The organism is Methylobacterium aquaticum (assembly GCF_001043915.1).
Lineage (GTDB): Bacteria > Pseudomonadota > Alphaproteobacteria > Rhizobiales > Beijerinckiaceae > Methylobacterium > Methylobacterium aquaticum.
Window position 1 is genome coordinate 1 of record NZ_LABX01000129.1, and the last position, 24,466, is coordinate 24,466.

The following is a 24,466-nucleotide window of genomic DNA, read 5'->3' on the forward strand; positions in this document are numbered from 1 at the left end:
GCTGCGCGGCGGCGGATTTCGGCAGCTCGGCGGCCTTGACCTCCGTCCCGGGCTTCCGGGGATCCGGGCCCGGCCTGGGGGCGTCCGGGATCGCGGTGACGGCGGGAGGCGGGGCCGGCACGCTCGGCCCGGCCCCCGGCACCGCGGCGACGCCCTCGGCCCGCGCCGCCGGCAGGCCGGACTGCGCCGCCAGCAGCACCGCAAGGGTCGCCGCCGCGCCCGCATTCCGGCCGGTCCTGCGCCTGGGAGCCATGGTCCTCTCCTCGAAGCCGAGGCCGACGAGAGCGGCCACGCTGGTCAATTCAGACACGTAAACACGTCGCCGCAGGCGGTGCCATCGCACGGCAGCCACACCCGGGCGGCATGCCACCTCAAGCGGTCCTGAGGCGCTGGTGTCGCGTCGCGACGACGAGGATCAGGCAAGCGCGGAGCCGGGTGCTCCGCAATCCTACCAGGATGCCTCGCTCAAGACCCGCGAAATGCGGTTTTCTTCGGACCGGGCCCCGCGCTGATGCGAGCCGCCGGTGCGAAGATCAGGCCGCGTCCTCGGCCTTCTCCTCGTCGAGGCCGAGTTCCTTCAGCTTGCGATAGAGGGTCGAGCGGCCGATGCCGAGCCGGCGCGAGACTTCCGACATCCGCCCGCGGTAGAATTGCAGGGCATAGCGGATGATCTCGCCCTCCAGCCCCTCCATGGTCTTCATCTCGCCGCTCTCCTCGGCGACGAGGGAGATCGCGTGGGGATCGCGGACCTCGACCCGGACGATCTCCCGCACCGGGGCCGGGCCGGTGCCGGGCTCGGGCGCCGCCGGGGCCGGGGGAATCCGCACGTCGAAGCCCTGGACCTGGGCGGCGATCTGGGGAAATTCGGCGATCGTCAGCTCGTCGCCATCGGCCAGGACCACGGCGCGGAACAGCGCGTTCTCGAGTTGCCGCACGTTGCCCGGCCAGTCGTAGCGGGTGATGAGCGACATCGCCTCCGAGGCGATGCCGCGCACCCGCTTGCCCTCCTCGGCGGCAAACCGGGCGCAGAACGAGCGGGCGAGATCCGGAATGTCCTCGCGCCGGGCCCGCAACGGCGGCAGGGTCATCGGAAAGACGTTGAGGCGGTAATACAGGTCCTCGCGGAACCGGCCCTGCTTGACGAGCTCGAGGAGCGAGCGGTTCGTCGCCGAGATCAGCCGGATGTCGACCCGCACGCTCTTGCGCCCGCCGACCGGATCGACCTCGCCCTCCTGGAGCGCCCGCAGCAGCTTCACCTGCGCGTCGAGGGGCAATTCGCCGATCTCGTCGAGGAACAGGGTGCCGCCGGATGCCTCGACGAACTTGCCGAGATGGCGCTCGGTCGCGCCCGTGAAGGCCCCCTTCTCGTGGCCGAACAGGGTCGACTCGACGAGGTTGTCCGGGATCGCCCCGCAATTGACCGTGACGAAGGGCTTGCCGCGGCGCTCGCCCGAGCCCTGGATGGCGCGGGCCAGCACCTCCTTGCCGACGCCGGATTCACCCTCGATCAGCACGGGGATCGTCGATTTCGCCGCCCGCTCGGCGAGCCGCATCACCCGGGCCATGTCGGGGCTCTTCGAGGTGAGGTCGCGGAAGGTGAGGGCCCCCGAGGCCCTTCGGCGCATCCGCCGGATCTCGTCCTGAAGCTGGTCGACCTGGAGCGCGTTGCGGATCGAGACCTGGAGCCGCTCGGGCCCCGCCGGCTTGACCACGAAGTCGACCGCGCCGGCCCGCATGGCGTTGACGACGGCGTCGATCGAGCCGTTGGCCGTCTGCACGATCACGGGCGTGTCGATGCCGGCCTTGCGCAACTCGGCGAGCACGCCGAGACCGTCGAGGCCGCCCGGCATCGCGAGGTCGAGGAGCACCACGTCGATGCCGGACTCGGGGGCCCGGATGGCGTCGAGGCCGGCCGCCCCGCTCTCCGCCACCACGGCCTCGAACCCGAGGCGCCGCACCATGGCCTCCGCCAGCCGGCGCTGCACGGGATCGTCGTCGACGATGAGGACCGTGGTGGTCATCTGCTCTCCTCGAAGGGATCGGCGCCGCGGAGCGTCGCCCTGAGTGCCTGTCGCGTCCGGCGGCCCACCCCGCGAGGGGGCCATCCGCGAATCGCGCGGCTGTTTCGTTTCGAGCCGTATGCTGCGGCACAACCGTAAAGTGGCTCTTAACGCCAACGAGCGGTCACCGTGTGGGGGGGGCTTGCGCGGCAATCGGGACAGGCTCGGTTGATCGCGGGCCGGTCGGGACCGATATGTCCCCGGCATCGCTTGCCCCGAGAGGAACATCGTCCATGCCGCTGAGTGCCGCCGCGCCGTCGGACAGCGCCCTGAGCACCGCCCAGGCCACCGCCCGCGCCGTCGATCTCGGTCCGCTGCCGGAATGGGACCTGTCGGACCTCTATGCCGGCCTCGACGATCCGGCCTTCGCCGACGATCTCGCCCAGGCCGAGGCCGAGTGCCGGGGTTTCGCCGAGAGCTATCGCGGCCGCATTCGGGATCTCGCCGCCGCCGAGGGCGCGTCCGACCGGCTCGGCACGGCCGTCGCCGCCTACGAGGCGATCGAGGACCGGCTCGGCCGGCTGATGTCCTATGCCGGCCTCGTCTATTCGGGCGACACCACCGATCCTGCCCGGGCCAAGTTCTACGGCGACACCCAGGAGCGCCTGACCACGGCGTCGAGCGACCTCCTGTTCTTCACCCTCGAACTCAACCGGGTCGAGGATGAGCTGATCGATGCGGCGGCGGCCCACCCGCCGCTCGCCCGCTATCGCCCCTGGCTCGAGGACATCCGCCGCGAGAAGCCGCACCAGCTCAGCGACGAGGCGGAAAAGCTCTTCCTCGAGAAGTCGGTGACCGGGCGTGCCGCCTGGAACCGGCTGTTCGACGAAACCATCGCGTCCTTGCGCTTCCCCTTGCGGGGCGAGGAACTGACGCTGGAGCCCACCCTCAACAAGCTCCAGGACCCGGACGAGACCGTGCGCCGGGACGCGGCGGGCGCACTCAGCAGCGTGTTCCGGGCAAACCTGCGGGTGTTCACGCTCATCACCAACACGCTGGCCAAGGACAAGGAGATCTCCGACCGCTGGCGCGGCTTCACCGACGTGGCGGATGCCCGCCACCTCGCCAACCGGGTCGAGCGCGACACCGTCGACGCACTGGTCGCCGCCGTGCAGGCGGCCTATCCCCGCCTCTCGCACCGCTACTACACGCTGAAGGCGCGGTGGTTTCACCGCGACAGCCTCGCCTACTGGGACCGCAACGCGCCGCTGCCGAAGGTCGAGCAGCGCACGATCCCCTGGGCGGAGGCGCGCGAGACCGTCCTGTCGGCCTATGGCGCCTTCTCGCCGAAGATGGCCGAGATCGCCCGACGCTTCTTCGACGGCGGCTGGATCGACGCGCCGGTGCGCCCCGGCAAGGCGCCGGGCGCCTTCGCGCACCCGACCGTGCCCTCGGCCCATCCCTTCGTGCTGGTCAATTACCAGGGCAAGCCGCGGGACGTGATGACGCTCGCCCACGAGCTCGGCCACGGCGTGCACCAGGTGCTGGCGGGCCATAACGGTGCGCTCATGGCCCCGACGCCGCTGACGCTCGCCGAGACCGCCAGCGTGTTCGGCGAGATGCTGACCTTCCGCCGCGTGCTGGAGGCCACCACCGAGCCGGTGCAGCGCCGGGCGATGCTCGCCGCCAAGGTCGAGGACATGATCAACACGGTGGTGCGCCAGATCGCGTTCTACGCCTTCGAGCGCAAGGTCCATCTCGCCCGCCGCGAGGGCGAGCTGACCGCCGACACGATCAACGCGCTGTGGATGTCGGTGCAGGCCGAGAGCCTAGGCCCGGCGATCCGCCTCGACAACGGCTACGAGCCGTACTGGGCCTATATCCCGCACTTCATCCACTCGCCGTTCTACGTCTACGCCTATGCCTTCGGCGACTGCCTGGTGAACTCGCTCTACGGTGTCTACCAGCGGGCGAGCGGCGATCCGTCGGCAGAGGCGGCGTTCGTCGAGCGGTACTTCGCGCTGCTCGCGGCCGGCGGCAGCCGGCCCTATGGCGAGCTGCTGGCGCCGTTCGGGCTGGACGCCCGCGACCCGGCCTTCTGGCAGATCGGCCTGTCGATGATCGAGGGCATGATCGCGGAGCTGGAGGCGATGGAGGCGTAAGAGACCCGTGCCGGGGGATTCGCCCCCCGGCGCCACCGTTGTCCCGGGCCTGGCGTCACGCTCCGCCGGAGGCGTGGTGGACGTCGTGCACGACGATGCCGGCCCCGGCCTCCGGCATGGCGAGCCATTCGCGGCGCTTGAGCGTGCCGCGGGTGTCCTCGTAGCCGCTGCTCCAGTGTTCCCGCATCGAGGTGCCGGAGAACTCGTAGTCCTTGGCGTGCCCCTCATAGGACTTCTGCTGGTAGATCAGTTGCAGGATCACGATCTCGGGCAGGTGGGCGAGGTCGTCGCGCAGGGCCCGGTCGGCCGCGGTCAGGCGCTCGTCGGGCACTTGCGCGAGGGCCGCGTGGGTCCGGACCTTCCAGGCGTGCATGCGGCGGTAGACGTCGGTGTTGTAGCGGGTGCGCGACGAATACATGATGTCCTTGTGACGGGACATCACGTCCTGGATCGTGCGCGGGATCGCGCCGCGGGCACTGAACAGGTCGACCTGGAAGACCAGGCTGTTGATACGGTCGTCCTGGTCGAGGAGATGTTGCAGCGGCGTGTTCGACACGATGCCGCCGTCCCAGAAATAGTCGGTGCCGATCTTGACCATCGGCAGGGCCGGCGGCAGCGCGCCGCTCGCCATCACGTGGGCGGGCCGGATCTCGTCATGGGCGTTGTCGAAATAGACGAAGTTGCCCGTGAGCACGTTCACCGCGCCGACCGAGACGCGCATCCGCCGCTCGCGGATCAGGTCGAAATCGACGAGGTCGCGCAGCGTCTCCTCGAGCGCGCCGGTCTCGTAGTAGCTGGTGGAGTCCTTGGCTCCCGCCGGGGCGAACCAGGGGTTGACGGTGCGGGGCCGGAAGAAGCCGGGCTGGCCGAGCGTGAGGCTCGCCAGGGCGCTGACCGAGTTGCGCATCCGCCGGAACACGTCGCCGTCGGGCGTATAGGGCCAGAAGCGCCGGTCGGTGATGCGGTCCCAGAAGCTCCGCAGGCGCTCCAGGCGCCGCTCGCGCGGGTTGCCGGCGATGATCGCGGCGTTGACCGCACCGATCGACACGCCTGAGACCCAGTCCGGCTCGATCCCGGCCTCGTGCAGCGCCTGATAGACGCCAGCCTGATAGGCGCCGAGGGCGCCGCCGCCCTGGAGCACGAGGGCGATCCGGTCGCAACGCTCCGGCCGCCAGCCGACGGCCGGGCGAAGATCGGCGGTGTGCACGTTCATCCAACTGATCCGTCAAGTCGTCGGTCGCTGAGAGACCAGGGGTGATCAATGCCGGCCGCTCCGTGACCCCACGATGACGATCGGAGGCCGATTTTCCTGAGCGGCAGCGATCGCCGGGGAAAGCACCGGCCGACCCGCAGCGGTCATAAAAGCGTTAACGATCAGCGTCATCCCGCAACAGCGAAGTTTTTTTTCGCAACGCCGCGGGAACCGAGATCATGACGCGCACCTCACGAGTGGCCATCGTCACGGGGTCGACGAGCGGCATCGGCCTCGCCATCGCGCGGACGCTGGCGCAGCAGGGCGCCGACGTGGTCCTCAACGGCTTTGGCCAGCCGGACGCGATCGAAAAGGAGCGGGCCGGCATCGAGGCCGAGTTCGGCGTCCGCGCGGTCTATTCCGGCGCCGACATGAGCAAGGGCGACGAGATCGCCGCCATGGTGGCGCAGGCCGAGACGGACTTCGGCGCGGTCGACATCCTGGTCAACAATGCGGGCATCCAGTACGTCTCGGCGATCGAGGAGTTTCCGGTCGAGAAGTGGGACCAGATCATCGCGATCAACCTGTCCTCGGCCTTCCACACCATGCGGGCGGCGATCCCCGGCATGAAGAAGAAGGGCTGGGGCCGGATCATCAACACCGCCTCGGCGCATTCCCTCGTCGCCTCGCCCTTCAAGGCGGCCTATGTGGCGGCCAAGCACGGCATCGCCGGCCTGACCAAGACCGCGGCGCTCGAACTCGCCACCCATAAGATCACCGTCAACTGCATCTCGCCCGGCTATGTCTGGACCCCGCTGGTCGAGGCGCAGATCCCCGACACGATGAAGGCCCGCGGCCTCACCCGCGAGCAGGTGATCCACGACGTCCTGCTCCAGGCCCAGTCGACCAAGGAATTCGTCACCGTCGAGCAGGTCGGGGCACTCGCCGCCTTCCTGTGCACGGATGCCGCCAGCCAGATCACCGGCGCCAACATCCCGGTTGACGGCGGCTGGACCGCTCACTGACGCGCCGGGGCCTAAAGCCCCGTCGCTTCCTCTTCCAGGAAGGCTGCATCATGAAGATCGAGGACGTGCGGGCGAACGCCTTCGCCATGCCGCTGACCAACCCGGCCTATCCGCCGCCGCCATACCGATTCTACAACCGGGAATACATTATCGTCACCTACCGGACCGACATCGAGGCGTTGCGCGCCGTGGTGCCGGAGCCCCTGGAGGTGACCGAGCCGCTGGTGAAGTACGAGTTCATCCGGATGCCGGACTCGACCGGCTTCGGCGACTACACCGAGACCGGACAGGTGATCCCGGTCAGCTTCCGGGGCGAGCGGGGCGGCTACGTCCACTCGATGTACCTGGACGACGACGCGCCGATCGCGGGCGGCCGCGAGATCTGGGGCTTTCCCAAGAAGCTCGCCACGCCGCGGATCAGCCACGAGGGCGAGGTCGTCGTCGGCACGCTGCATTACGGCTCGGTGCTCTGCGCCACCGCGACGATGGGCTACAAGCACCGGATCATCCCGCCCGAGCCGATCCTCGCCGAGATGCGCACGCCGAGCTTCGTGCTCAAGATCGTGCCCCATGTCGACGGCTCGCTGCGGATCTGCGAGCTGGTGCGCTACTACCTCGAGGACATCGTCCTGAAGGGCGCCTGGACCGGGCCGGCGGCCCTCGACCTGCACGCCCACGTCCTCGCCGATGTCGGCCGGCTGCCAGTGCGGGAGGTCGTCTCGGCCGTCCACTTCACGGCCGACCTGACCCTCGGCCTCGGCACCGTCGCCTTTGACTACATGGCGGCTGACGACAGGGCGGAGCCGCGTCCCGGCTACGCGCCGCGCTGACGGTCGGTTCCGCTCCTCGTCTCCGCCGCCCCCGGGAGCGCCGCCGGCCAAAGCCGCGGCGAGCCGGGCCGCGGCGGAGGCGGTCGCCCCATCCCGTTCCCCCCGCAGAGAAGACCGTCCCGATGTCTGGATCACCCGCAGAGAACGCCTTGCCGGGCCTGATCGAGCCCGCCGCCCCGACGCAACACGGGCGGCCCAACCTCGATGGCAACCGCTCGATCTTCGCAGCCATCGCCTTCCTGGGGGCGATCACCGCCGCCCTGCTCTATGTCGCCTACAGCATCTATATCGACGTCGATGCCAGCGGGGCGCGGCCGGCGACCTACCTGCCCTACATCCTGCTGTTCGTCGCCCTGGTGATCGCCCTCGGCTTCGAGTTCGTGAACGGCTTCCACGACACCGCCAACGCGGTGGCGACCGTGATCTACACCCACTCGCTGCCCGCCAACGTCGCGGTGGTGTGGTCGGGCTTCTTCAACTTCCTGGGCGTGCTGCTGTCGTCGGGCGCGGTCGCCTTCGGCATCGTCAGCCTGCTGCCGGTGGAGCTGATCCTCCAGGTCGGCTCGGGTGCCGGCTTCGCCATGGTGTTCGCCCTCCTGATCGCGGCGATCATCTGGAATCTCGGCACCTGGTATTTCGGCCTGCCGGCCTCGTCGTCCCACACCCTGATCGGCTCGATCATCGGCGTCGGCGTGGCCAACGCGATGCTGCACGGCCGCTCCGGCACGTCGGGGGTCGACTGGACCAAGGCGACGGAGATCGGCTGGTCGCTGCTGCTCTCGCCGGTCTTCGGCTTCATGGTCGCGGGCGCGCTGCTCCTCGTCCTGAAGGCCGTGGTGCGCAACCCCGCCCTCTACGCCGAGCCGAAGGGCGCCGAGCCGCCGCCGTGGTGGATCCGCGGTCTCCTCATCGCCACCTGCACCGGTGTGTCCTTCGCCCACGGCTCCAATGACGGCCAGAAGGGCATGGGCCTCATCATGCTGATCCTGATCGGCACCGTGCCGACCGCCTACGCCCTCAACCGCGCCCTGCCGGAATCGTCCGTCGCGACCTTCCGGACGACCTCGCAGGCGGCCTCGGCGGTGGTGAGCCAGAAGGCGGCGGGCTACAGCGTGATCGGCGACCCGCGCCCGGCGGTGACCGCCTACGTCGCCGCCCACACGATCGAGGGCGGCACCTACCCGTCCCTCGCCGTCCTGATCACGCAGATCAGCGACCAGGTCGAGCGCTACGGCTCGCTCGCCCGCGTCCCGGCGGAAGCGGTCAGCAACACCCGCAACGACATGTACCTCGCCTCCGAGGCTTTGCGCTTCCTGGTGAAGGACAAGGGCAGCGAGCTGTCGCCTACCGACATCACCACGCTCAACGCCTACAAGAAGAGCCTCGACGAGGCGACCCGCTTCATCCCGACCTGGGTCAAGGTCGCGGTGGCGATCGCCCTCGGTCTCGGCACGATGGTGGGCTGGAAGCGGATCGTGGTCACGGTCGGCGAGAAGATCGGCAAGACGCACCTGACCTACGCCCAGGGCGCCTCGGCCGAGCTCGTCGCCGCCGGCACGATCGGCGCCGCCGACATGTTCGGCCTGCCGGTGTCGACGACGCACGTGCTCTCCTCGGGCGTCGCCGGCACGATGGCGGCCAACCGCTCGGGCCTGCAACTCGCCACCCTGCGCAACCTCGCCATGGCCTGGGTCCTGACCCTGCCGGTGGCGATGCTGCTCTCGGGCCTGCTCTACGTCGTGTTCGCCCGCGTCTTCTGACGGGACGGGGGGTTGACCGAGCGATGAGCCATCTTCTGAGCGACGAGCCGGCCCTTCCGGGCCTGCTCTGGGCGATGCGGTTCGACGCTGACGGGCGCGGGCGCATGGTCGGTCCCGGGGAGGAGATCCCGCCCCTGGGGCGTTTCGGCGAGGGGTTCGTCTGGCTCCACGTCAACCTCAACGATGCCCGGGTGCCGGGCCTGATCGCCGAAGGGCGGTTCGGCCCGCCCGGCCTCGCTGGCGCGGCCTTCGCCAGCGATCCGCACCAGCGGGTCACGGTGGAGGACGGTCAGGTCGGCGGCGTGATCGCCGACCTCGCCCGTGAGGGCGACGGGCCGCCCGGGCCGGAGCGGCTGGCCGATGCGGCCGGCCGGCTGCATTTCGTCCTCGGGCCCAACTTCCTGGTCAGCGGGCGCCGGCACCCGATCGTCGGGCCCGACGCCTTGCGCGAGGCCATCGCCGAAGGCCGGGCGCTGCCCGGCCCGGTCGCGCTGCTGGAGACGCTGATCGGCCAGATCGCTGCGGCGATTGCCGCCCGCGGCGGCGCGATGTCGGAGCAGATCGACGGGATCGAGGACCACATCCTCGACGAGCGCATCCGCGAGGAGACCCGGCAGCTCGGGCCGATCCGCCGCGACGCCGTGCGGCTGCACCGCCAGCTCAACGGGTTGCGGGCGGTGTTCCACCGCCTCGAGGAGGAGGGCGACGCCCTGCCGGAGGCGACGCTCGAGGCCGCCGCCCGCATCGCCCAGCGGCTCGATGCAATCGACCGCGACATGGTGGTTCTGGCCGACCGCAGCCGGCTGTTGCAGGAGGAATTGTCGGCCCTGCTCGCCCGGCAGTCAAACCGGCAGCTCCAGACCCTGTCGGTCCTGACCGCCCTGTTCCTGCCTCCGACGCTGGTCACCGGGCTGTTCGGCATGAACACCAAGGGCTTGCCGCTCGCCGATTGGGAGGAGGGGTCGACGGTCGCGATCCTGATCGCCGTGGCGTCGGCCGCGGCGGCGTTCCTGCTGATCCGCAGGCTCGGGATCGGCGGTCAGAAGGGCTGACCGCTCAGGCCGTGCGGCGCCCGAAAAACTCCGCCACGGCGATCCCGCCGAGCACCAGGGCGAGGGCCGCAGCCTCGACGAGGCCGAAGGACTCGCCCACCAGCCCCACCGCCAGCATCGCCCCGAAGACCGGGACGAGGTTGTTGAACAGCCCGGCGCGGTTCGGCCCGATCGTCTCGACCCCGCGCATATAGGCGAGCTGCGCCACCAGCGACGGCCCGAGCGCCGTGAAGGCGATCAGCGCCCAGCCGGCGGCGCCGGGCCAGAGCAGGCGGCCCGCCGCCCACTCGCCGATCAGCAGCGGCATCGATGTGGCCCAGGCCGCCACCGCCATCGCGGCGAAGAAGGCCAGCCCCGGCACCGCCGGCCGCGAGGGGAGGGCGATGGTGTAGCCGGCGTAGAACAGGCAAGCGAGCAGGACCAGGAGGTCGCCGCCATTGACGTCGAGGGCGCGCAGACGCGCGAGGTCGCCGTGGCTCGCCACCAGCACCACGCCCGCCAGCGTGATGGCGGAGCCGAGGATCTGGCCGGGCCGCACTGCGACGCCGCGGACGAGGAAGTTGAGGAGGAGCACCAGGACCGGGATCGTGCCCTCGATCAGCGACAGGTTGACGGCGCTGGTCAGCGCGCCCGCCTCGTAGGTCAACGCATTGAAGCCGGTATAGCCGACGCCGCCCATCAGCAGGATCATCGGCCAATGCCGCAGCAGGGCACGCCGATGCGCCCAGATCTCGCGCCCGGCCACCAGCGCGATCGCCGTGAGCGCGATCGACCAGCGCAGGGCGACCAGCGCCTGCGGCGAGACGAGGCCGACCGCGACCTTGCTCGCCACCGCGTTGCCGGCCCAGAGAAACGTCGCGAAGGCGAGGAGCGCATAGGCGGCCGCGGCCGAGCGGCCGCCCTTCACGCCCACACCCTCATGCCAGCGCCATCAGGAAGCGCTCGATCAGCTCCAGGGCCCGTTGGGTCATGGCGAGGTTGTAGCGGATGAAGACGTGGCAGCCCCCGGTATAGACCGAGGTGTAGCCGCCATTGTTGGCCGCGGCCCAGCGCATCGACATGAACAGCGTGTCGTCGAGGAGGGGATCGCGGGTGCCGACCGAGAACAGGGCCGGCGGCAGGCCGGCGAGGTCGGCATAGAGTGGCGAGACGTCGGGCGAGCGCCGGGGGACGCCCTTGGGCACGAAGCCGTCGGCGAAGCGGCGGATGTCGGTCGAGTTCAGGACGAGGCGCTCCTCGCCCCAGTTGCGGGCGCTCGCGGTGACGCCGAGGTCGTAGAGGCCGGAGAACAGGTTGGCGCCGCGGAACGCCTTGGGCAGCCGGTGGCGGTCGCGCAGGCGCAGCAGCGTCATCACGCTCAGATGCGCGCCGACCGATTCGCCGCCGATGGTCAGCGCCTCGACCCCGAACAGCTTGCGGCCCTCGTGGTGGAGCCAGAGCGCCGCCGCCTCGCAATCGTCGATCGGGGCCGGATAGGGATGCTCGGGCGCCAGCCGGTACGCGACCGAGACGCAGACGAAGCCGCAGCGGTCGGCGATGCGCTCGAGCCAGGGATCCTGCTCGTCGGCTCCGCCCCAGACCCAGCCGCCGGAATGGATGTGCAGGTAGGCGCCGCGGGGCTTCCGCTGCGGCCGGATCACCCGCAGGGCGAGCGGCCCGCCGGGTCCCGGGATCGTGATCGTCTCGGCCCGGGCGCTGGGCGGCATCGCCGGATAGGCGAGGCTGCCGCGCCGGCGGCGCTCGCGCACCTCGTCCACCGGCATGGACCAGGGGTCAGGCGCCTGAGCCTGGGCGGCGATGATCTCCCGGTTCAGCCGCTCGGCGTCGGGGTCGGCTTTCGCCGGGTCGAAGAGCGCGTGGTCGATCATGCTCGGAGTATCAATCTCGCGGCGCTGCGCCGCCGGCGCGGGGCGGCGGAGCGTCTCGGGGTTGCGGGCGGGCCACGTCCTGCCCGGATGAGTCACCGGGCATCTTGGGATATTCCACGAAGGTTGCCATCTCAGGTCCGGATTGCCAAACGGTGCAATGCGTCGGGTCGCACCGGGTTTCGTTCAGGATGTGACAATCCCGCAACGTTGCGGTTCCGCACCGCGGACCGTGCGGATTGCGCACCGCAACGGGTGACCGCATCTCCGGACCGGCAGGGTGGCGAGGCAGCATGAGCGAGCAGAGATTCCAACGCCCCTTCGGCGGGCAGGGACCGGGCCCCCGCGGGGGGAACGATTTCGGGCAAGAGCCCTACGGCCAGGCGCCCGGCGGCTACGGTCCGGGTGACCGGGCCGACCGGCGGTCGACCCTGCATCGCTTCCTCGGCGGCTCGCCGGGGGCCGTGCTGGTGCGGCTGGTGTTCCTGTCGCTCCTCGTCGGCGCCGGCATGGCGATGATCGGGGTCACGCCCGGCCTCCTGTTCGCCCAGGCTTACGAGACGATCCATTCGCTGGTCGCGCTCGGCTTCGAGACCTTCCACGATGCCGGCCGCTGGTTCGTCGCCGGGGCCGTGGTGGTGGTGCCGCTCTGGCTCCTCTCGCGCGTCTTCGCCCGCAGCCGTTGAGCGGATCCGGAGCGATGCATCCCGCCGCCCCGGGCCGGTCCGGCGCGAGTCCGGAGGTCACGCACCGCCGGATCCTCGCCCTCGCCCTGCCGATGACGCTCGCCAACGTCACGACGCCGCTCCTCGGCCTCGTCGGGACAGCGGCGGTGGGGCGGCTCGGCGATGCGGCACTCCTCGGGGCTTTGGCCCTCGGGGCGGTGGTCTTCGACTACCTGTTCTGGACCTTCGGCGCCCTGCGCATGGCCACGGCCGGCCTCACCGCCCAGGCGGCGGGGGCCGGCGACGGCCCTGAGATCGACCGGACGCTCGCCCGGGCGCTCGCGGTGGCGCTGGCGGTCGGCCTCGTCATGGTGGTGCTGCAAGGTCCGCTCGGGGCGGTGGCCCTCCGGCTGTTCGGCGCCAGCCCGGCGGTGAATGCCGCGCTCGCCAGCTACGTCGCGGTGCGGATCTGGTGCGCGCCGTTCACCCTGGCGAACTACGCCATCCTCGGCTCGACCCTCGGGCGCGGCCGCACCGATCTCGGCCTCGGCCTTCAGGTGGCGATCAACGCCGTCAATGTCGGGCTCACCCTGCTGTTCGTCCTCGGCCTCGGAGCCGGCGTCGCCGGGGCGGCGCTCGCCACCCTGCTGGCGGAGGTCGCCGGCACGGCCCTCGGGCTCCTGGTGCTGCACCGCCTCGGCTGCCGGCCCTGGCGCGTGCCCCTGGCCGAGATCGTCGAGCGCGCCGGCCTCACCCGGATGCTGGCGGTGAACGGCGACGTGATGGTCCGCACGCTGGCCCTCATCACTGCGCTCGCGCTGTTCACCGGGCTCGGCGCGCGGGCCGGCGACGTGACGCTCGCGGCCAATGCGGTGCTGCAAAACCTCTTCCTGATCGGCAGCTTCTTCCTCGATGGCTTCGCCACCGCCGCGGAGGTCCTGTGCGGCCAGGCGCTTGGCGCCCGCGACGAGGGCGCCTTCCGGGGTGCCGTCCGGCTCTCCCTCGGCTGGTGCCTCGGCTTCGCGCTGGCGGTGTCGGGGCTGTTCCTCGCCATTGGCGGCCCGTTCATCGACGCGATCACCACCGCGCCGGAGATCCGGGCCTTCGCGCGCGATTACCTCGTCTATGCCGCCCTGACGCCGCTCGCGGCGGCGGCAGCCTTCGCCTTCGACGGAATCTATATCGGGGCGACCTGGACCCGGGCGATGCGCAACCTGATGCTGGCAGCCCTTGCCGTCGATGCCGCGATGCTGGCGGCGACGCGGGATCTCGGCAATACCGGCCTGTGGCTCGCCATGCTGACCTTCCTGGCCGCCCGCGGCCTCGGCCAGGCGCTGCTCTATCGGCGGCTCGCGGCCGCCGCCTTCCCGCCGCCGCGGGTCGGTGTCCTGACGGAGGCGACGCGATGAGCACGATGATCCTGGGCGGATGCCGCTGCGGCGCCGTGCGCTACACGGCGGACGGGGAGCCGTGGAACGTCACCGTCTGCCATTGTGCCGATTGCCGCGGCGCCACCGGGGCGCCGATGGTCGGGTGGCTCACCGTGCGGCGGGATGCCTGCCGCTTCACCGCGGCGCCGTCCTGGTTCCGCTCCAGCCACCGAGCCGAGCGCGGCTTCTGCCCGTGCTGCGGCACGCCGCTCACCTACCGCGCCGACGACCTGCCGGACGAGATCGACCTGAGCCTGGCGAGCCTCGACGATCCCGAGCGCTTTCCGCCGCAAGACCACGTCTGGGTCTCCCGCCGCCTGTCCTGGGTCGTCCTGCCGTCCGGGCTGCCCTGCCATCCGCAGGCCCGCGGGGCCTGATCCGCTCTCCGACCCGTTTCTTTCCGCCGCACGAGACGATCCCGCATGACGATGGCGGACCCGACCGCTGACCTCGAGACCGAGGCGCCGTACCTGGCGCCGCGCCGGGTCGACGACCCGGCGGACTGCACCTTCAACCACGCCATCGACCTGCCGGGGCACGGCACGATGGCGGGAGCCTGGGATCTGCGGGCGGGGCTCGACGCCTATCTCGGCCACGTCGCGGTGGCGGGCAAGCGCGTCCTCGATGTCGGCGCCACCAGCGGCTATCTCGGCTTCGCCATGGAGGCGCGCGGCGCCGAGGTGGTGTCCTACGACTTTTCCGGCGCGGCCTGCTGGGAGATGGTGCCGTATCCGGATTTCGAGCGCGCGGTGATCGCGCCGGAGATCCGCAATCACCTGCGCCGGTTCGAGAATGCGTTCTGGTTCTCGCACGCCGCACTCGGGTCGCGGGCGCGGCGGGCCGGCGGCTCGCTCTATGACGTGCCGGAGGCGATCGGACCCGTCGACGTTGCGGTGCTCGGCAACGCCTTGGCGCGCCTGCGCGACCCGTTCCGGGCCCTCCACGGTGCCCTGCGGCTCACCCGAGAGACCGTGGTGGTGACCGAGATGCTGCCGAAATCGCTGCAATTCCTGCGCTACTGGCCGCGCAGCCTCGGCCTGCCGCTGTTCCTCCTGCCCCGATCGAGCCAGCGGATCCGCTTCGATACCTGGTGGACCATCGCCCCGGGCACGATGCAGGAACTCCTGGCGATCCTCGGCTTCGGCGAGTCGGCCGTGACCTATCACCGCCCGCCGCTGCTCGGGCAGAAGAGGCTCTGCTACACGGTGGTGGCGCGGCGGACCGAGCCGACCAATCCGGAATTGTGAGCGTCCCGACATTCGGGGCACGCATGGCCGGACCCTCGCCCGCAGGGGGGAAGGGTCCATGGGGGCGGCTTTTCGATGATGTCAGCGTCTCATACCAACGGTCGTTGAAAACGACCTTTGGTTCTGTTCTCGAATTTTCGCCAAGCCTCTGGCTTGACATCGAAAATTCGAGATGGGTCAACGGCCCGATGCGTCAGCATCTTGGGCCGTTGGTATCACGCCGAGCGGGCCAGTTCCGCCGCGTCGCGCCCGACGACGCCCGCGAGGCTCTCGAGCCCCTCAGCCTCCATCCGGCGCACCAGCCCCGCCTTGATCTCGCCGATCAGGCCCGGCCCCGCATAGACCAGCGCCGAGTAGAGCTGCACCAGGCTCGCCCCGGCCCGGATTTTGGTCCAGGCGGCCTCCGCCGAGTCGATCCCGCCGACGCCGATCAGCGGCAGCTCGGCCCCGACCCGCAGATAGGTCTCGGCGAGGAGGCGGGTCGAGGGCGCGAAGAGCGGGCGGCCGGACAGGCCGCCGGTCTCGGCCCTGGCAGCCCCGGCGAGGCTCGCCGGCCGCGCCACCGTGGTGTTGGAGACGACGAGCGCGTCGACGCCCCGGCGCCGCGCCGTGGCGGTCATCGCGTCGAGGCCGTCGAGGCCGATATCGGGGGCGATCTTGAGCAGCAACGCCGTGCCCGCGCCGGAAGCGTCGCGGGCCGCGATCACCCGGGCGAGCAGGTCGTCGAGGAACGCCTCCCCCTGGAGATCGCGCAGGCCCGGCGTGTTGGGCGAGGAGACGTTGACGGTGATGAAGTCGACGAGCCCGGCAAGCCCTGTCGTGCAGGCGACATAGTCGGACAGGCGGTCGGCCGAGTCCTTGTTGGCCCCGATATTGACCCCGACGATGCCGGGCCGGCCGCGCCGGGCGGCGAGGCGGGTGCGGACCGTCGTCAGCCCCTCGCTGTTGAGGCCGAACCGGTTGATCACCGCCCCGTCCTCCGGCAGCCGGAAGACCCGCGGGCGCGGGTTGCCGGGCTGCGGCCGGGGCACCACGCCGCCGACCTCGACGAAGCCGAAGCCGAGCCCGAGCAAGGCGTCGGGCGCCCGCGCCCCCTTGTCGAACCCCGCCGCCAGACCGACCGGATTGGGGAAGCGCCGGGACATAACCGTTACGCAGAGACGAGGATCATCGATCGGCGGATGTCCCAGGGGAAGGCGCGCCAATGCCCCTAACGTCAGGGTGTGGGCGGTCTCGGCGTCGAGGGCCTGCAACACCGGGCGGACGAGCGGGAAAACAGCCGAGAGCAAGATCAACCCCTTATGGAATCAGGAAAAATATGCACGCCGCCGGGTCCCGCCGGCAGCCGCTCGACGTGCCGGACGGCAGAGAGCGGCAGCGGCCCGTAGAGATGCGGGAACAGGTCCCCGCCGCGGGACGGCTCGTAGCGCAGGGCCTCCCCGAGCGCCTCGGCGTCGACGGCGATCAGGAGAAGATTATCCTGTCCCGAGAAATGCTTGGCGGCCGTCTCGGGGGCCTGAGCGGCCGTCGAGAAGTGGATGAAGCCATCCGCCAGATCGACCGGCGCGCCGTCGAAGCGGCCGGCCGCCTCGGCTTCACGCCACAGGACGGCCGGGCATATCTTGAAGATCAGGGTCATGGATGCCGCGGGCCTCCTTGGCGGGACGAGGGCGAGCGATAGCCGCACCGGGACAAGCCGGCAACGCCCGTTGCCTTTCGGAGAGGGTGCGGTACTTTACATTTGTTAGTTCGGTGGTGAACGCCGACCCGCGTCAGGCCAAGTCTCCCATGCTGTCCCACGAGCGAATCTGGTCCGCGATCGATCAGCTCGCCCAGCGCAACAACTTGACGGCGTCGGGCCTCGCGAAGCGTGCCGGTCTCGATGCGACGAGCTTCAACCGCTCGAAGCGGGTGAGCCCCGACGGGCGCAAGCGCTGGCCCTCGACGGAATCGGTCTCCAAGATCCTGGCGGCCACCGGTGCCACCCTGGACGACTTCCTGCGCCTGATCGAGCCGCGGGAGATCGACGCCCGCATCGCCGCGGTGCCGCTGATCGGCAGCGAGAGCGCGGCCGGCCAGATCGGCGCCAACGGCTTGCCGTCTCACGGCAGCGTCGTCGAGGAGGTGATGATGCCGCGGATCGGGCAGGAACGCTGCTTTGCCATCGCGGTGCGGGACGGCGCCCTGGCTCCGCTCTACCGGGACGGCGACGTGCTGGTGGTCTCTCCCACCGCGGCGATCCGCAAGGGCGACCGGGTGGTGACCTGCCTCGGCGGTGGCAGCATCCTGGTCGCCGAGCTGAAGCGCCGCACCGCCCGGACCGCCGAACTCAGGGGGCCGGTTCCCGGGGAGCCGGACCGGATCGTCCCGACCTCCGAGATCGCCTGGATGGCCCGGGTGATGTGGGTGCGGCACTGAGGCTGTTCACTCCGCGGCCTGCCGGGTGCGCCACTGGGTCAGCAGGGCGCGGAGCGCGGCGGGCTTGATGGGCTTGCTCAGTACCTGGACGCGCTGCGCCGCCGCGGCGTCGCGCACGCCCGGCGAGCGGTCGGCGGTCAGGAGCACCGCCGGGATGTCGGCGGCGAGCGCCGCCCGCAATCCCGCGATCAGGTCGAGGCCGGTGCCCTGATCCAGGTGGTAATCGGCCACGATGACATCCGGGCGCAAGCGGTCGCCGAGGACGAGAGCCAGCGCCTCGCTGAGCGAGCCGGCGGTGTGCAGCGTGCAGCCCCAACTGCCGACGAGCACCCGCATCCCGTCAACGATCGCCGGCTCGTTGTCGACCGCCAGCACCGTCAAACCGGCGAGCGGCACCATGGCCGGGCGGGGCGCCTCGCCCTGCGCCTCGACCACCGGCCGCAAGGGGGCGCCCGGCACCGCGACCGAGAAGGTCGAGCCGCGGCCCGGCCGCGAGGCGAGGCTGACCGGATGGTCGAGGAGCCGCGCGGTCCGATCGACGATCGACAGGCCGAGGCCGAGGCCGCGGGCGACCCGCGCGCCCTGGTCGAGGCGCTGGAACTCGCGGAAGACCAGGGTCTGCTGCCCCGCCGGGATGCCGAGCCCGGTATCGAGCACCATCAGCACCACCCGGTCGCCGCGCCGCCGCGCGCCGACGAGCACGCGCCCCCGCGGCGTGTACTTGATGGCGTTCGACACCAGATTGTGCAGCAGCCGGCGCAGCAATTGCCGGTCGGAGCGCACGGCGAGCGAGGACGGCATCACGGTGAGGCGAAGTCCCTTCTCCTGCGCCATCGGACCGAATTCACGCTGGACCTGGCGAAACAGTTCCGAGACCCGCACGATCGAGAGCTGGGGCTTCAACGCCCCGGTATCGAGGCGCGAGATCTCCAGCAGGGCGGTCAGGATCTCCTCGACGGCGTCCAGGGAGGCATCGACGTTCTCGGCGAGCGTCGGGTCGGTGCCCCGGTCGCGCTCGACGAGCGCGCTGGCATAGAGCCGGGCGGCGTTGAGCGGCTGGAGGATGTCGTGGCTGGCCGCCGCCAGGAAGCGGGTCTTCGAGGCGTTGGCCTCGTCGGCCTCGGCCTTGGCCCGGGTCAGCGCCGCGTTGAGGCGGGTCAGCTCCTCGGTGCGCTCGCGCACCCGGGTCTCCAGCTCCTCGTTGAGGCGGGTGCGGGCCTCCTCGGCGGCGACCGACTCGGTCACGTCGGTATAGGTCGCCACCACGCCGCCATTCGGCAGCAGGTTGGCGCGGATCTCGATCACCCGGCCGCTCGGATGCAGGCGCAGGCGCTGCGGCCCGGATTCGAGCCGGAAGGCGGCGATGCGCTCGGCCACCAGGGTGTCGGCGTTCCGTGCCCCGTAGGCGCCGCGGCCGGCATTGAAGCGCACGATCGCCTCGAGCCCGATGCCGGTCTGGATCATGTCCGGCGGCAGGTCGTAGAGGTCGGTGAAGGCGCGGTTCCACACGATCAGCTTCATGTCGCGGTCGAAGACCGTGATGCCCTGCTTGGCGTGATCGAGCCCGTGCTGGAGGATGTCGCGGCTGTACTGGAACGCCGCCGAGGCGTCGTCGAGGAGCTTGAGCGCGGCGCGGGGCGAGACGTTGCGGCGGCGCAGGAGCAGCGACAGGGCGAGCCGGGCCGAGGAGGCCCCGATCGCCGAGGCGAGCAGGTGCTCGGCGTGGCGCAATTCGGGCAGCCCGGCCACCGCGTCGTCCCGCAGCGGCCCGCGCCCCTGTCCATGCGCGAACTCCTCGAAGGCCCGCATCGCCCGTTCCTCGCCGAGGAACCGGGCCACCGTGGCGCGCAGCTCCGTCACGGTCACGGCGCTGCGAAACAGCCGGAAGCTTGGCGCCCCCGGTTTCCCGGCCTGGTGCCCGAAAGCCTCGGCCTGAAGCCGCTCGATCGCGCTCGGCGGCCGCAGGAGCGAGAAGACGATGTAGGCGAGCGCGTTGAGACCGAGGCTCCACAGGGAGCCGTGGACGAGGCGCGGAAAGTCGTCGACGCCCATCAGCGCCGTCGGGCTCAAGGCGCCGATGCCGAATGGCCCGTCGGCGATCAGCTGGGCGCCCCAGCCGTCTCCCGTGACGAGGCTCGGCAGCAGCAGGGTATAGAGCCAGACCGCGAAGCCGACGGTGAGGCCCGCGGCGGCGCCGAGGCCGGTGCCCCGGCCCCAGTAGAGCGCCCCGACGAAGGCCGGGGCGATCTGCGCCACCGCCGCGAAGGACAGGAGCCCGATCGAGGCGAGCGCCACCTCGCCGGCGACCCGCGAATAGGCATAGGCCACCAGCACCACCGCCACGATGGCGATCCGCCGCACCACCAGCACGTAGCCGCCGAGATCCGGCGCGCCGGCTTCGGGGGACGGCGCGGCCCCCGCCACGAGGTTGCGCCGGCGCAGCGACACCGGGATGACGAGGTGGTTCGAGATCATGATCGCCACCGCGACCGATTCGACGATCACCATCGCGGTCGCTGCCGAGAGCCCGCCGATGAAGGCGACGAGCGCGATGCCGTCGGCCCGCTCGTGCAGGGGCAGCGCCAGCACCGTCATGTCGCGCTGCACCGTGCCTTCCGGGAACAGGGCGAGGCCGGCGAGCGCCAGGGGCACCACGAACAGGTTGATGAGCACGAGGTAGAGCGGGACGGTCCAGGCCGCCCGCCGGACATCGGCGACCGCGCGGTTCTCCACCACCGCCATGTGGAACTGGCGCGGCAGCAGCAGGACCGCGGCGGCCGCGAGCAGGGTCTGGACGATCAGCGTGGCGGGGCCCGAGGTCTGGCCGGCGAGCGCCCCGAGGCCGTGAATGGCGCTCGACGCCTCCGGCAGGTCCCGCAGCATCCAGCCGACCACGAAGCCGCCGACGGTGACGAAGGCGAGCAGCTTGACGAGGGATTCGAGCGCCACCGCGAGCGTCAGCCCGTCCTGGTGCTCGGTGGCGTCGGCATGGCGGGTGCCGAAGGCCACCGCGAAGCCCGCCAGCACCAGGGCCACCAGCAGGCTGAGATCGCCCAGCATGCCGGCCGGTGCCCCGACCCCGTCGGTGGCGCGCAGGAAGACCTGGAGCGAGGCGGTCACCGCCCGCAATTGCAGGGCGATGTAGGGCACCGCCCCCACCACCGCGATCAGACAGACCAGGGCGGCGATGCGCTCGCTCTTGCCGTAGCGGGCGGCGATGAAATCGGCGATCGAGGTGGAGTTCTGCGCCTTGGCGATCCGCACCACCCGGGCGACCAGCCGGTGGCCGAGGCCCACCACCAGGACCGGGCCGACATAGATGGTGAGGAAGTCGAGGCCGGCATGGCTGGCGAGGCCGACCGAGCCGAAGAAGGTCCAGGAGGTGCAGTAGACCGCGAGCGACAGGGCATAGATCGTCGGCCGCACCCGCGCGTCGCGCATCAGGGTCCGCCCCGCGACGTCGCCCCAATGGGCGACCGCGAACAGGGCGCAGAGATAGACGAGGGCCGCCAGCACCACCGTCCAGCCCGCGATCATCGGCTCATCCACCCCCGGCCCGGGCCGGAGGCCCCGGGTCTTGCCCGTCTCACGGGGGTTAGAGCATGGGATGACCGTCGGCGCGACCCTTGATGCCCGTCTCATCGAAACAAACCGCACGTCGTTGATTGTGCGTTTCTCTTTTCTCCAAAGCGGGATCGCCCGGGGAGGGGAAGCGTGCGCTCCGTCTTTCTCCGGACCGTCCTGGCGCCCGCGGGGAGACGACGACGCCCGTCCGAGGGCTCGTCTGGCGGGCGGATCGGACCACAGGCGCGTCAGCCGCCGATCAGTGCCCCGGTGAGCGCGCTGTCCGGCTCGGTCAGACCGTCGATCACGCTGAAATGCTGGGTTCCCGCGATCTCGAAGGCTGCCGCTTCGGCCCCGAGCCCATGCCAGATCGTCGGCAGGAGGAGGTTCTGGCGGCGAAATTCCGGCAATTCGTCCCGCCCGGCGACGGCGATCAGCCGGGCGCCCGGGCGCGGCGCATGCAGCACCGGGCTCTCGGCCCGGGCCTCGGCGGCATCGAGATGCAGGGTCTCGTTCATCCGCGTCGCCAGGAGCGGGCGCAGGTCGTGGACGCCGCTGATCGAGACCACGCCGGCGATCCGGTCGGCGCAGGCGAGCGCGACGTCGGTGCAGAGCATCCGGGTGACGAGGTGGCCGCCGGCCGAGTGGCCCGACAGATGGATCGGTCCGGGCACCTCGGCGCTCGCCCGGTCGAGGAAGGCGGCGATCTCCCGGGTGATGCCGGCGATGCGCGCCTCCGGGCAGAGCGTGTAGCTCGGCAGCGCGACGGCAAAGCCGCGGGCGAGCGGCCCGGCGGCGAGGTGCGACCAGACCGAGCGGTCGAACGCCCTCCAGTAGCCGCCATGGACGAACACCGCGAGGCCGGCGGGCGTGCCCTCGGGCAGGAACAGGTCGTAGGCGTGGCGCGGGCCGGCGCCGTAGGGCAGGTCGAGGCGGGCGCGCCCCGCCTCGGAGAGGCGAGCGCGGAAGGCCGCCGCCGCCTCGCTCCAGCGCGGCGGATACGCCTTGGCGTCGGCGATCGCCCCGGCATTGTCGTAGGCGCGGTCGATGTCCCCGAGCGTGCCGCCGGTGATCCAGGACGGGGCCTGCATCACGCGGCCTCCGGCACGATCGCGGTCGCCTCGATCTCGACGAGCGCCCCGGGCTCGACCAGATCGGCGACGCCGACGAGGGCCATGGCGGGGAAATGGCGGCCCATCACCCGGCGGTAGACCGGCCCGAGTTCGGCGAGCGAGGCCCGGTAGGTGTCGACGCTGCGCACGTACCAGGTCAGCCGGGCCAGGTGCTCCGGCCCGGCCCCGGCCTCGGCCAGCACCGCCAGGATGTTGCGCAAGGCTTGCTCGACCTGGGGGACGAAGCCCTCGGCCAAAACCTCGTTCTCGTCCCAGCCGATCAGGCCGCCGGTCATCACCACGGTCCCGCGGCCGGCCATGCCGTTGGCGTAGCCCTTCGGCTTCTTCCAGCCCGGGGGCTGGAGCGTCGAGAGAGCGGCGCTCCCGGTGTCGGGGCGCAGCGGGATCGGGCTGGCGGTCATGCGGTCTCTCCCTGGGCGGTCGCCGCCTCCGCCTCGGCCTGCCGGCGCAGGGCGAAGCGTTGCAGCTTGCCGGATTCGGTCTTGGGCAGGGCCGCCACGTAACGGACCGCCCGCGGGTACTTGTAGGGCGCGAGGTCGTTCTTCACGTGCTCCTGCAACGCCTTGGTCAGGGCCTCATTGCCGCTGAAGCCGGGATTCGGCACCACGTAGGCGGCGACGATGCGGCCGCGCTCGGGGCAGGGGGCCGCGACGACGCCGACCTCCGCCACTGCCGGATGGGCGAGCAGGCTCGCCTCCACCTCCGGCCCGGCGATGTTGTAGCCGGCCGAGACGATCATGTCGTCGTTGCGGGCCTGGAACCAGAAATAGCCGTCCTCGTCCTGGAGGTAGGTGTCGCCGGTGACGTTCCAGCCGTCCTGCACGTAAACCGTCTGGCGCTCGTCGGCGAGGTAGCGGCAGCCGATCGGCCCGCGCACCGCGAGCCGTCCCGGCACGCCGGGCGGGCAGGGCCGGCCGGCCTCGTCGATCACTCGCGCCTCGTAGCCGGGCACCGGCCGTCCCGTCGCGCCGGGGCGGATCTCGTCCTCGGGCGAGGCGATGAAGATGTGCAGCATCTCGGTGGCGCCGATGCCGTCCATCAGCTTCAGGCCCGTCGCCTTCAACCAGGCATGCCAGGTCGGCGCCGGCAGGGTCTCGCCGGCCGAGACGCACTTTCGCAAGGACGACAGGTCGTGCTGGCCGATCAGGCCGAGCATCGCCCGGTAGGCGGTCGGCGCGGTGAACACGACCGTGGCCCGGGTGCGGGCGATGGCCGCCGCGAGGTCGGCCGGTCCCGCCTTCTCGAGCAGCACCGCCCGGGCGCCGACCCGGAACGGAAACAGCACCAGACCCCCTAAGCCGAAGGTGAAGGCCAGCGGCGGCGAGCCGATGAAGACATCGTCCTCGGTGGCCCGCAGCACCTCGCGGGCGTAAGCGTCGCAGATCACCAGGAGGTCGCGCTGGTAATGGATCGTCGCCTTCGGCAGGCCGGTGGTGCCGGAGGTGAAGCCGAGCAGGCACGGATCGTCGGCGCGGGTCCGGGGCGGCTCGAACCGGTCGGAGACCCCGTCGAGGAGATCGCCGAGTTCGCCCCCGGCGGTGCCGCGCCAGGTCACGATCCGCACCGGATCGGCGCGCCCTTCCACCGCCTTCGCCATCTCGTCGATCAGGCCGGCATCGCAGAGGGCGAGCGGGATGCGGGCCTTGTCGAGGATCTGGGTCAGTTCCTTCGCCCGCAAGAGCGGCATCGTCGCCACCACGATCCCGCCCGCCTTGATGATCGCGAGATACAGCGCGACCATGGTCGGGTTGTTGGCCGAGCGCAGCAGCACCCGCCCGCCCGGCACCAGCCCGAGCTCATCGACCAGGACATTGGCCATCCGGTCGATCTGCCGCTTCAGCGCGGCATAGGTCCAGGTCGCATCCGGGCCGACCAGCGCCACCCGGTCGCCGCGCCCTTCCGCCACGTGCCGGTCGACCAGCTCGACCGTGGCGTTGAGGTGCTCGGGGTAGCCGAGCCGGTCGAGGTTGACGAAGGCCGGCATCCGGTCCGGCGGCGGCAGGTTGTCCCGCACGAAGGTGTCGGGGCGCCGCGCCCACGGGCTGCCTCCGGGGCGAGGGGAGGCCGCGCGAGGCGGGACGGCAGGATTCTCCGGGATGTGAGTTTCCGGGATGCGGGTTTCC

Annotated in this window: 20 protein-coding genes and 1 pseudogene; 10 read left to right on the forward strand and 11 right to left on the reverse strand. The window is 71.2% G+C overall.

Translation table 11 applies throughout. From position 1 onward, the window contains the following. Positions 1-253, reverse strand: a pseudogene (locus VP06_RS16705) (hypothetical protein); the annotation flags it as partial. Between the two features lie 280 nt (positions 254-533). After that, positions 534-2,021, reverse strand: coding sequence for a sigma-54-dependent transcriptional regulator (locus tag VP06_RS16710; protein ID WP_048464916.1), 1,488 nt, complete (start codon positions 2,019-2,021; stop codon positions 534-536). A 272-nt stretch (positions 2,022-2,293) separates the two neighbouring features. On the opposite strand from VP06_RS16710, the gene VP06_RS16715 reads away from it, so the two are divergent. Beyond that, on the forward strand, positions 2,294-4,162 hold the full coding sequence (locus tag VP06_RS16715; protein WP_048464917.1) for a M3 family oligoendopeptidase: 1,869 nt from the start codon (positions 2,294-2,296) through the stop codon (positions 4,160-4,162). Positions 4,163-4,217: 55 nt separating this feature from the next. Here VP06_RS16715 and VP06_RS16720 read toward each other — a convergent pair whose 3' ends face one another. After that, positions 4,218-5,375 (reverse strand): patatin-like phospholipase family protein, encoded by a 1,158-nt coding sequence (locus tag VP06_RS16720; protein ID WP_048464918.1) that lies wholly within the window; start codon positions 5,373-5,375, stop codon positions 4,218-4,220. A gap of 218 nt (positions 5,376-5,593) precedes the next feature. Between VP06_RS16720 and VP06_RS16725 the strand changes: the two genes are divergently transcribed. The 4 genes from VP06_RS16725 (at position 5,594) to VP06_RS16740 (ending at position 10,021) form a co-directional block, all read left to right on the forward strand. Further along, the gene (locus tag VP06_RS16725) at positions 5,594-6,379 is read left to right on the forward strand and encodes a 3-hydroxybutyrate dehydrogenase (protein ID WP_048464919.1); all 786 of its coding nucleotides are present in this window, start codon (positions 5,594-5,596) and stop codon (positions 6,377-6,379) included. A gap of 50 nt (positions 6,380-6,429) precedes the next feature. Beyond that, positions 6,430-7,209: an acetoacetate decarboxylase gene (locus VP06_RS16730; RefSeq protein WP_048464920.1), complete on the forward strand. Its 780-nt coding sequence runs from the start codon at positions 6,430-6,432 to the stop codon at positions 7,207-7,209. 122 nt (positions 7,210-7,331) lie between these two features. Beyond that, positions 7,332-8,969: an inorganic phosphate transporter gene (locus VP06_RS16735; protein ID WP_048464921.1), complete on the forward strand. Its 1,638-nt coding sequence runs from the start codon at positions 7,332-7,334 to the stop codon at positions 8,967-8,969. Positions 8,970-8,992: 23 nt separating this feature from the next. Then, entirely contained in the window at positions 8,993-10,021 is a 1,029-nt protein-coding gene (locus VP06_RS16740; protein ID WP_048464922.1) for a CorA family divalent cation transporter, read from the forward strand. Positions 10,022-10,025: 4 nt separating this feature from the next. Here the strand turns inward: VP06_RS16740 and VP06_RS16745 are convergent, their stop codons facing one another. Beyond that, complete coding sequence (locus VP06_RS16745) at positions 10,026-10,934, reverse strand: DMT family transporter (protein ID WP_048464923.1); 909 nt, start codon at positions 10,932-10,934, stop codon at positions 10,026-10,028. Between the two features lie 4 nt (positions 10,935-10,938). Next, positions 10,939-11,889, reverse strand: a complete 951-nt coding sequence (locus tag VP06_RS16750; RefSeq protein ID WP_048464924.1) for an alpha/beta hydrolase — start codon at positions 11,887-11,889, stop codon at positions 10,939-10,941. Positions 11,890-12,179: 290 nt separating this feature from the next. Here VP06_RS16750 and VP06_RS16755 point away from each other — a divergent pair, with 290 nt between their 5' ends. Genes VP06_RS16755 through VP06_RS16770 form a run of 4 tightly spaced genes read left to right on the forward strand, consistent with a single transcriptional unit; the run spans position 12,180 to position 15,228 of the window. Then, on the forward strand, positions 12,180-12,572 hold the full coding sequence (locus VP06_RS16755; protein WP_048464925.1) for a DUF6460 domain-containing protein: 393 nt from the start codon (positions 12,180-12,182) through the stop codon (positions 12,570-12,572). A gap of 14 nt (positions 12,573-12,586) precedes the next feature. Then, positions 12,587-13,960, forward strand: a complete 1,374-nt coding sequence (locus VP06_RS16760; protein ID WP_048464926.1) for an MATE family efflux transporter — start codon at positions 12,587-12,589, stop codon at positions 13,958-13,960. Next, complete coding sequence (locus tag VP06_RS16765; RefSeq protein WP_245291209.1) at positions 13,957-14,358, forward strand: GFA family protein; 402 nt, start codon at positions 13,957-13,959, stop codon at positions 14,356-14,358. The genes VP06_RS16760 and VP06_RS16765 overlap by 4 nt, the downstream gene beginning before the upstream one ends. 45 nt (positions 14,359-14,403) lie before the next feature. Beyond that, entirely contained in the window at positions 14,404-15,228 is an 825-nt protein-coding gene (locus tag VP06_RS16770; protein WP_053081861.1) for a class I SAM-dependent methyltransferase, read from the forward strand. Positions 15,229-15,443: 215 nt separating this feature from the next. Here the strand turns inward: VP06_RS16770 and VP06_RS16775 are convergent, their stop codons facing one another. Both VP06_RS16775 and VP06_RS16780 read right to left on the reverse strand, forming a co-directional pair. Continuing rightward, a complete protein-coding gene (locus tag VP06_RS16775; RefSeq protein WP_048464953.1) occupies positions 15,444-16,517 on the reverse strand; it encodes a quinone-dependent dihydroorotate dehydrogenase in 1,074 nt (357 codons plus the stop codon). 2 nt (positions 16,518-16,519) lie between these two features. Further along, entirely contained in the window at positions 16,520-16,867 is a 348-nt protein-coding gene (locus VP06_RS16780; protein ID WP_048464927.1) for a DUF952 domain-containing protein, read from the reverse strand. A 149-nt stretch (positions 16,868-17,016) separates the two neighbouring features. Here VP06_RS16780 and VP06_RS16785 point away from each other — a divergent pair, with 149 nt between their 5' ends. Next, a complete protein-coding gene (locus tag VP06_RS16785) occupies positions 17,017-17,646 on the forward strand; it encodes a S24 family peptidase (RefSeq protein ID WP_048464954.1) in 630 nt (209 codons plus the stop codon). Between the two features lie 6 nt (positions 17,647-17,652). Here the strand turns inward: VP06_RS16785 and VP06_RS16790 are convergent, their stop codons facing one another. The 4 genes from VP06_RS16790 to VP06_RS16805 all read right to left on the reverse strand — a co-directional run bounded on the left by VP06_RS16790 (position 17,653) and on the right by VP06_RS16805 (position 24,327). Continuing rightward, positions 17,653-21,183 (reverse strand): hybrid sensor histidine kinase/response regulator, encoded by a 3,531-nt coding sequence (locus tag VP06_RS16790; RefSeq protein WP_048464928.1) that lies wholly within the window; start codon positions 21,181-21,183, stop codon positions 17,653-17,655. A 275-nt stretch (positions 21,184-21,458) separates the two neighbouring features. Continuing rightward, the gene (locus VP06_RS16795) at positions 21,459-22,301 is read right to left on the reverse strand and encodes an alpha/beta hydrolase (RefSeq protein WP_048464929.1); all 843 of its coding nucleotides are present in this window, start codon (positions 22,299-22,301) and stop codon (positions 21,459-21,461) included. Beyond that, the gene (locus VP06_RS16800) at positions 22,301-22,744 is read right to left on the reverse strand and encodes a RidA family protein (RefSeq protein ID WP_048464930.1); all 444 of its coding nucleotides are present in this window, start codon (positions 22,742-22,744) and stop codon (positions 22,301-22,303) included. Before VP06_RS16800 ends, VP06_RS16795 begins: the two co-directional genes overlap by 1 nt. After that, a complete protein-coding gene (locus tag VP06_RS16805) occupies positions 22,741-24,327 on the reverse strand; it encodes an AMP-binding protein (protein ID WP_048464955.1) in 1,587 nt (528 codons plus the stop codon). Before VP06_RS16805 ends, VP06_RS16800 begins: the two co-directional genes overlap by 4 nt. Positions 24,328-24,466 lie beyond the last annotated feature (139 nt).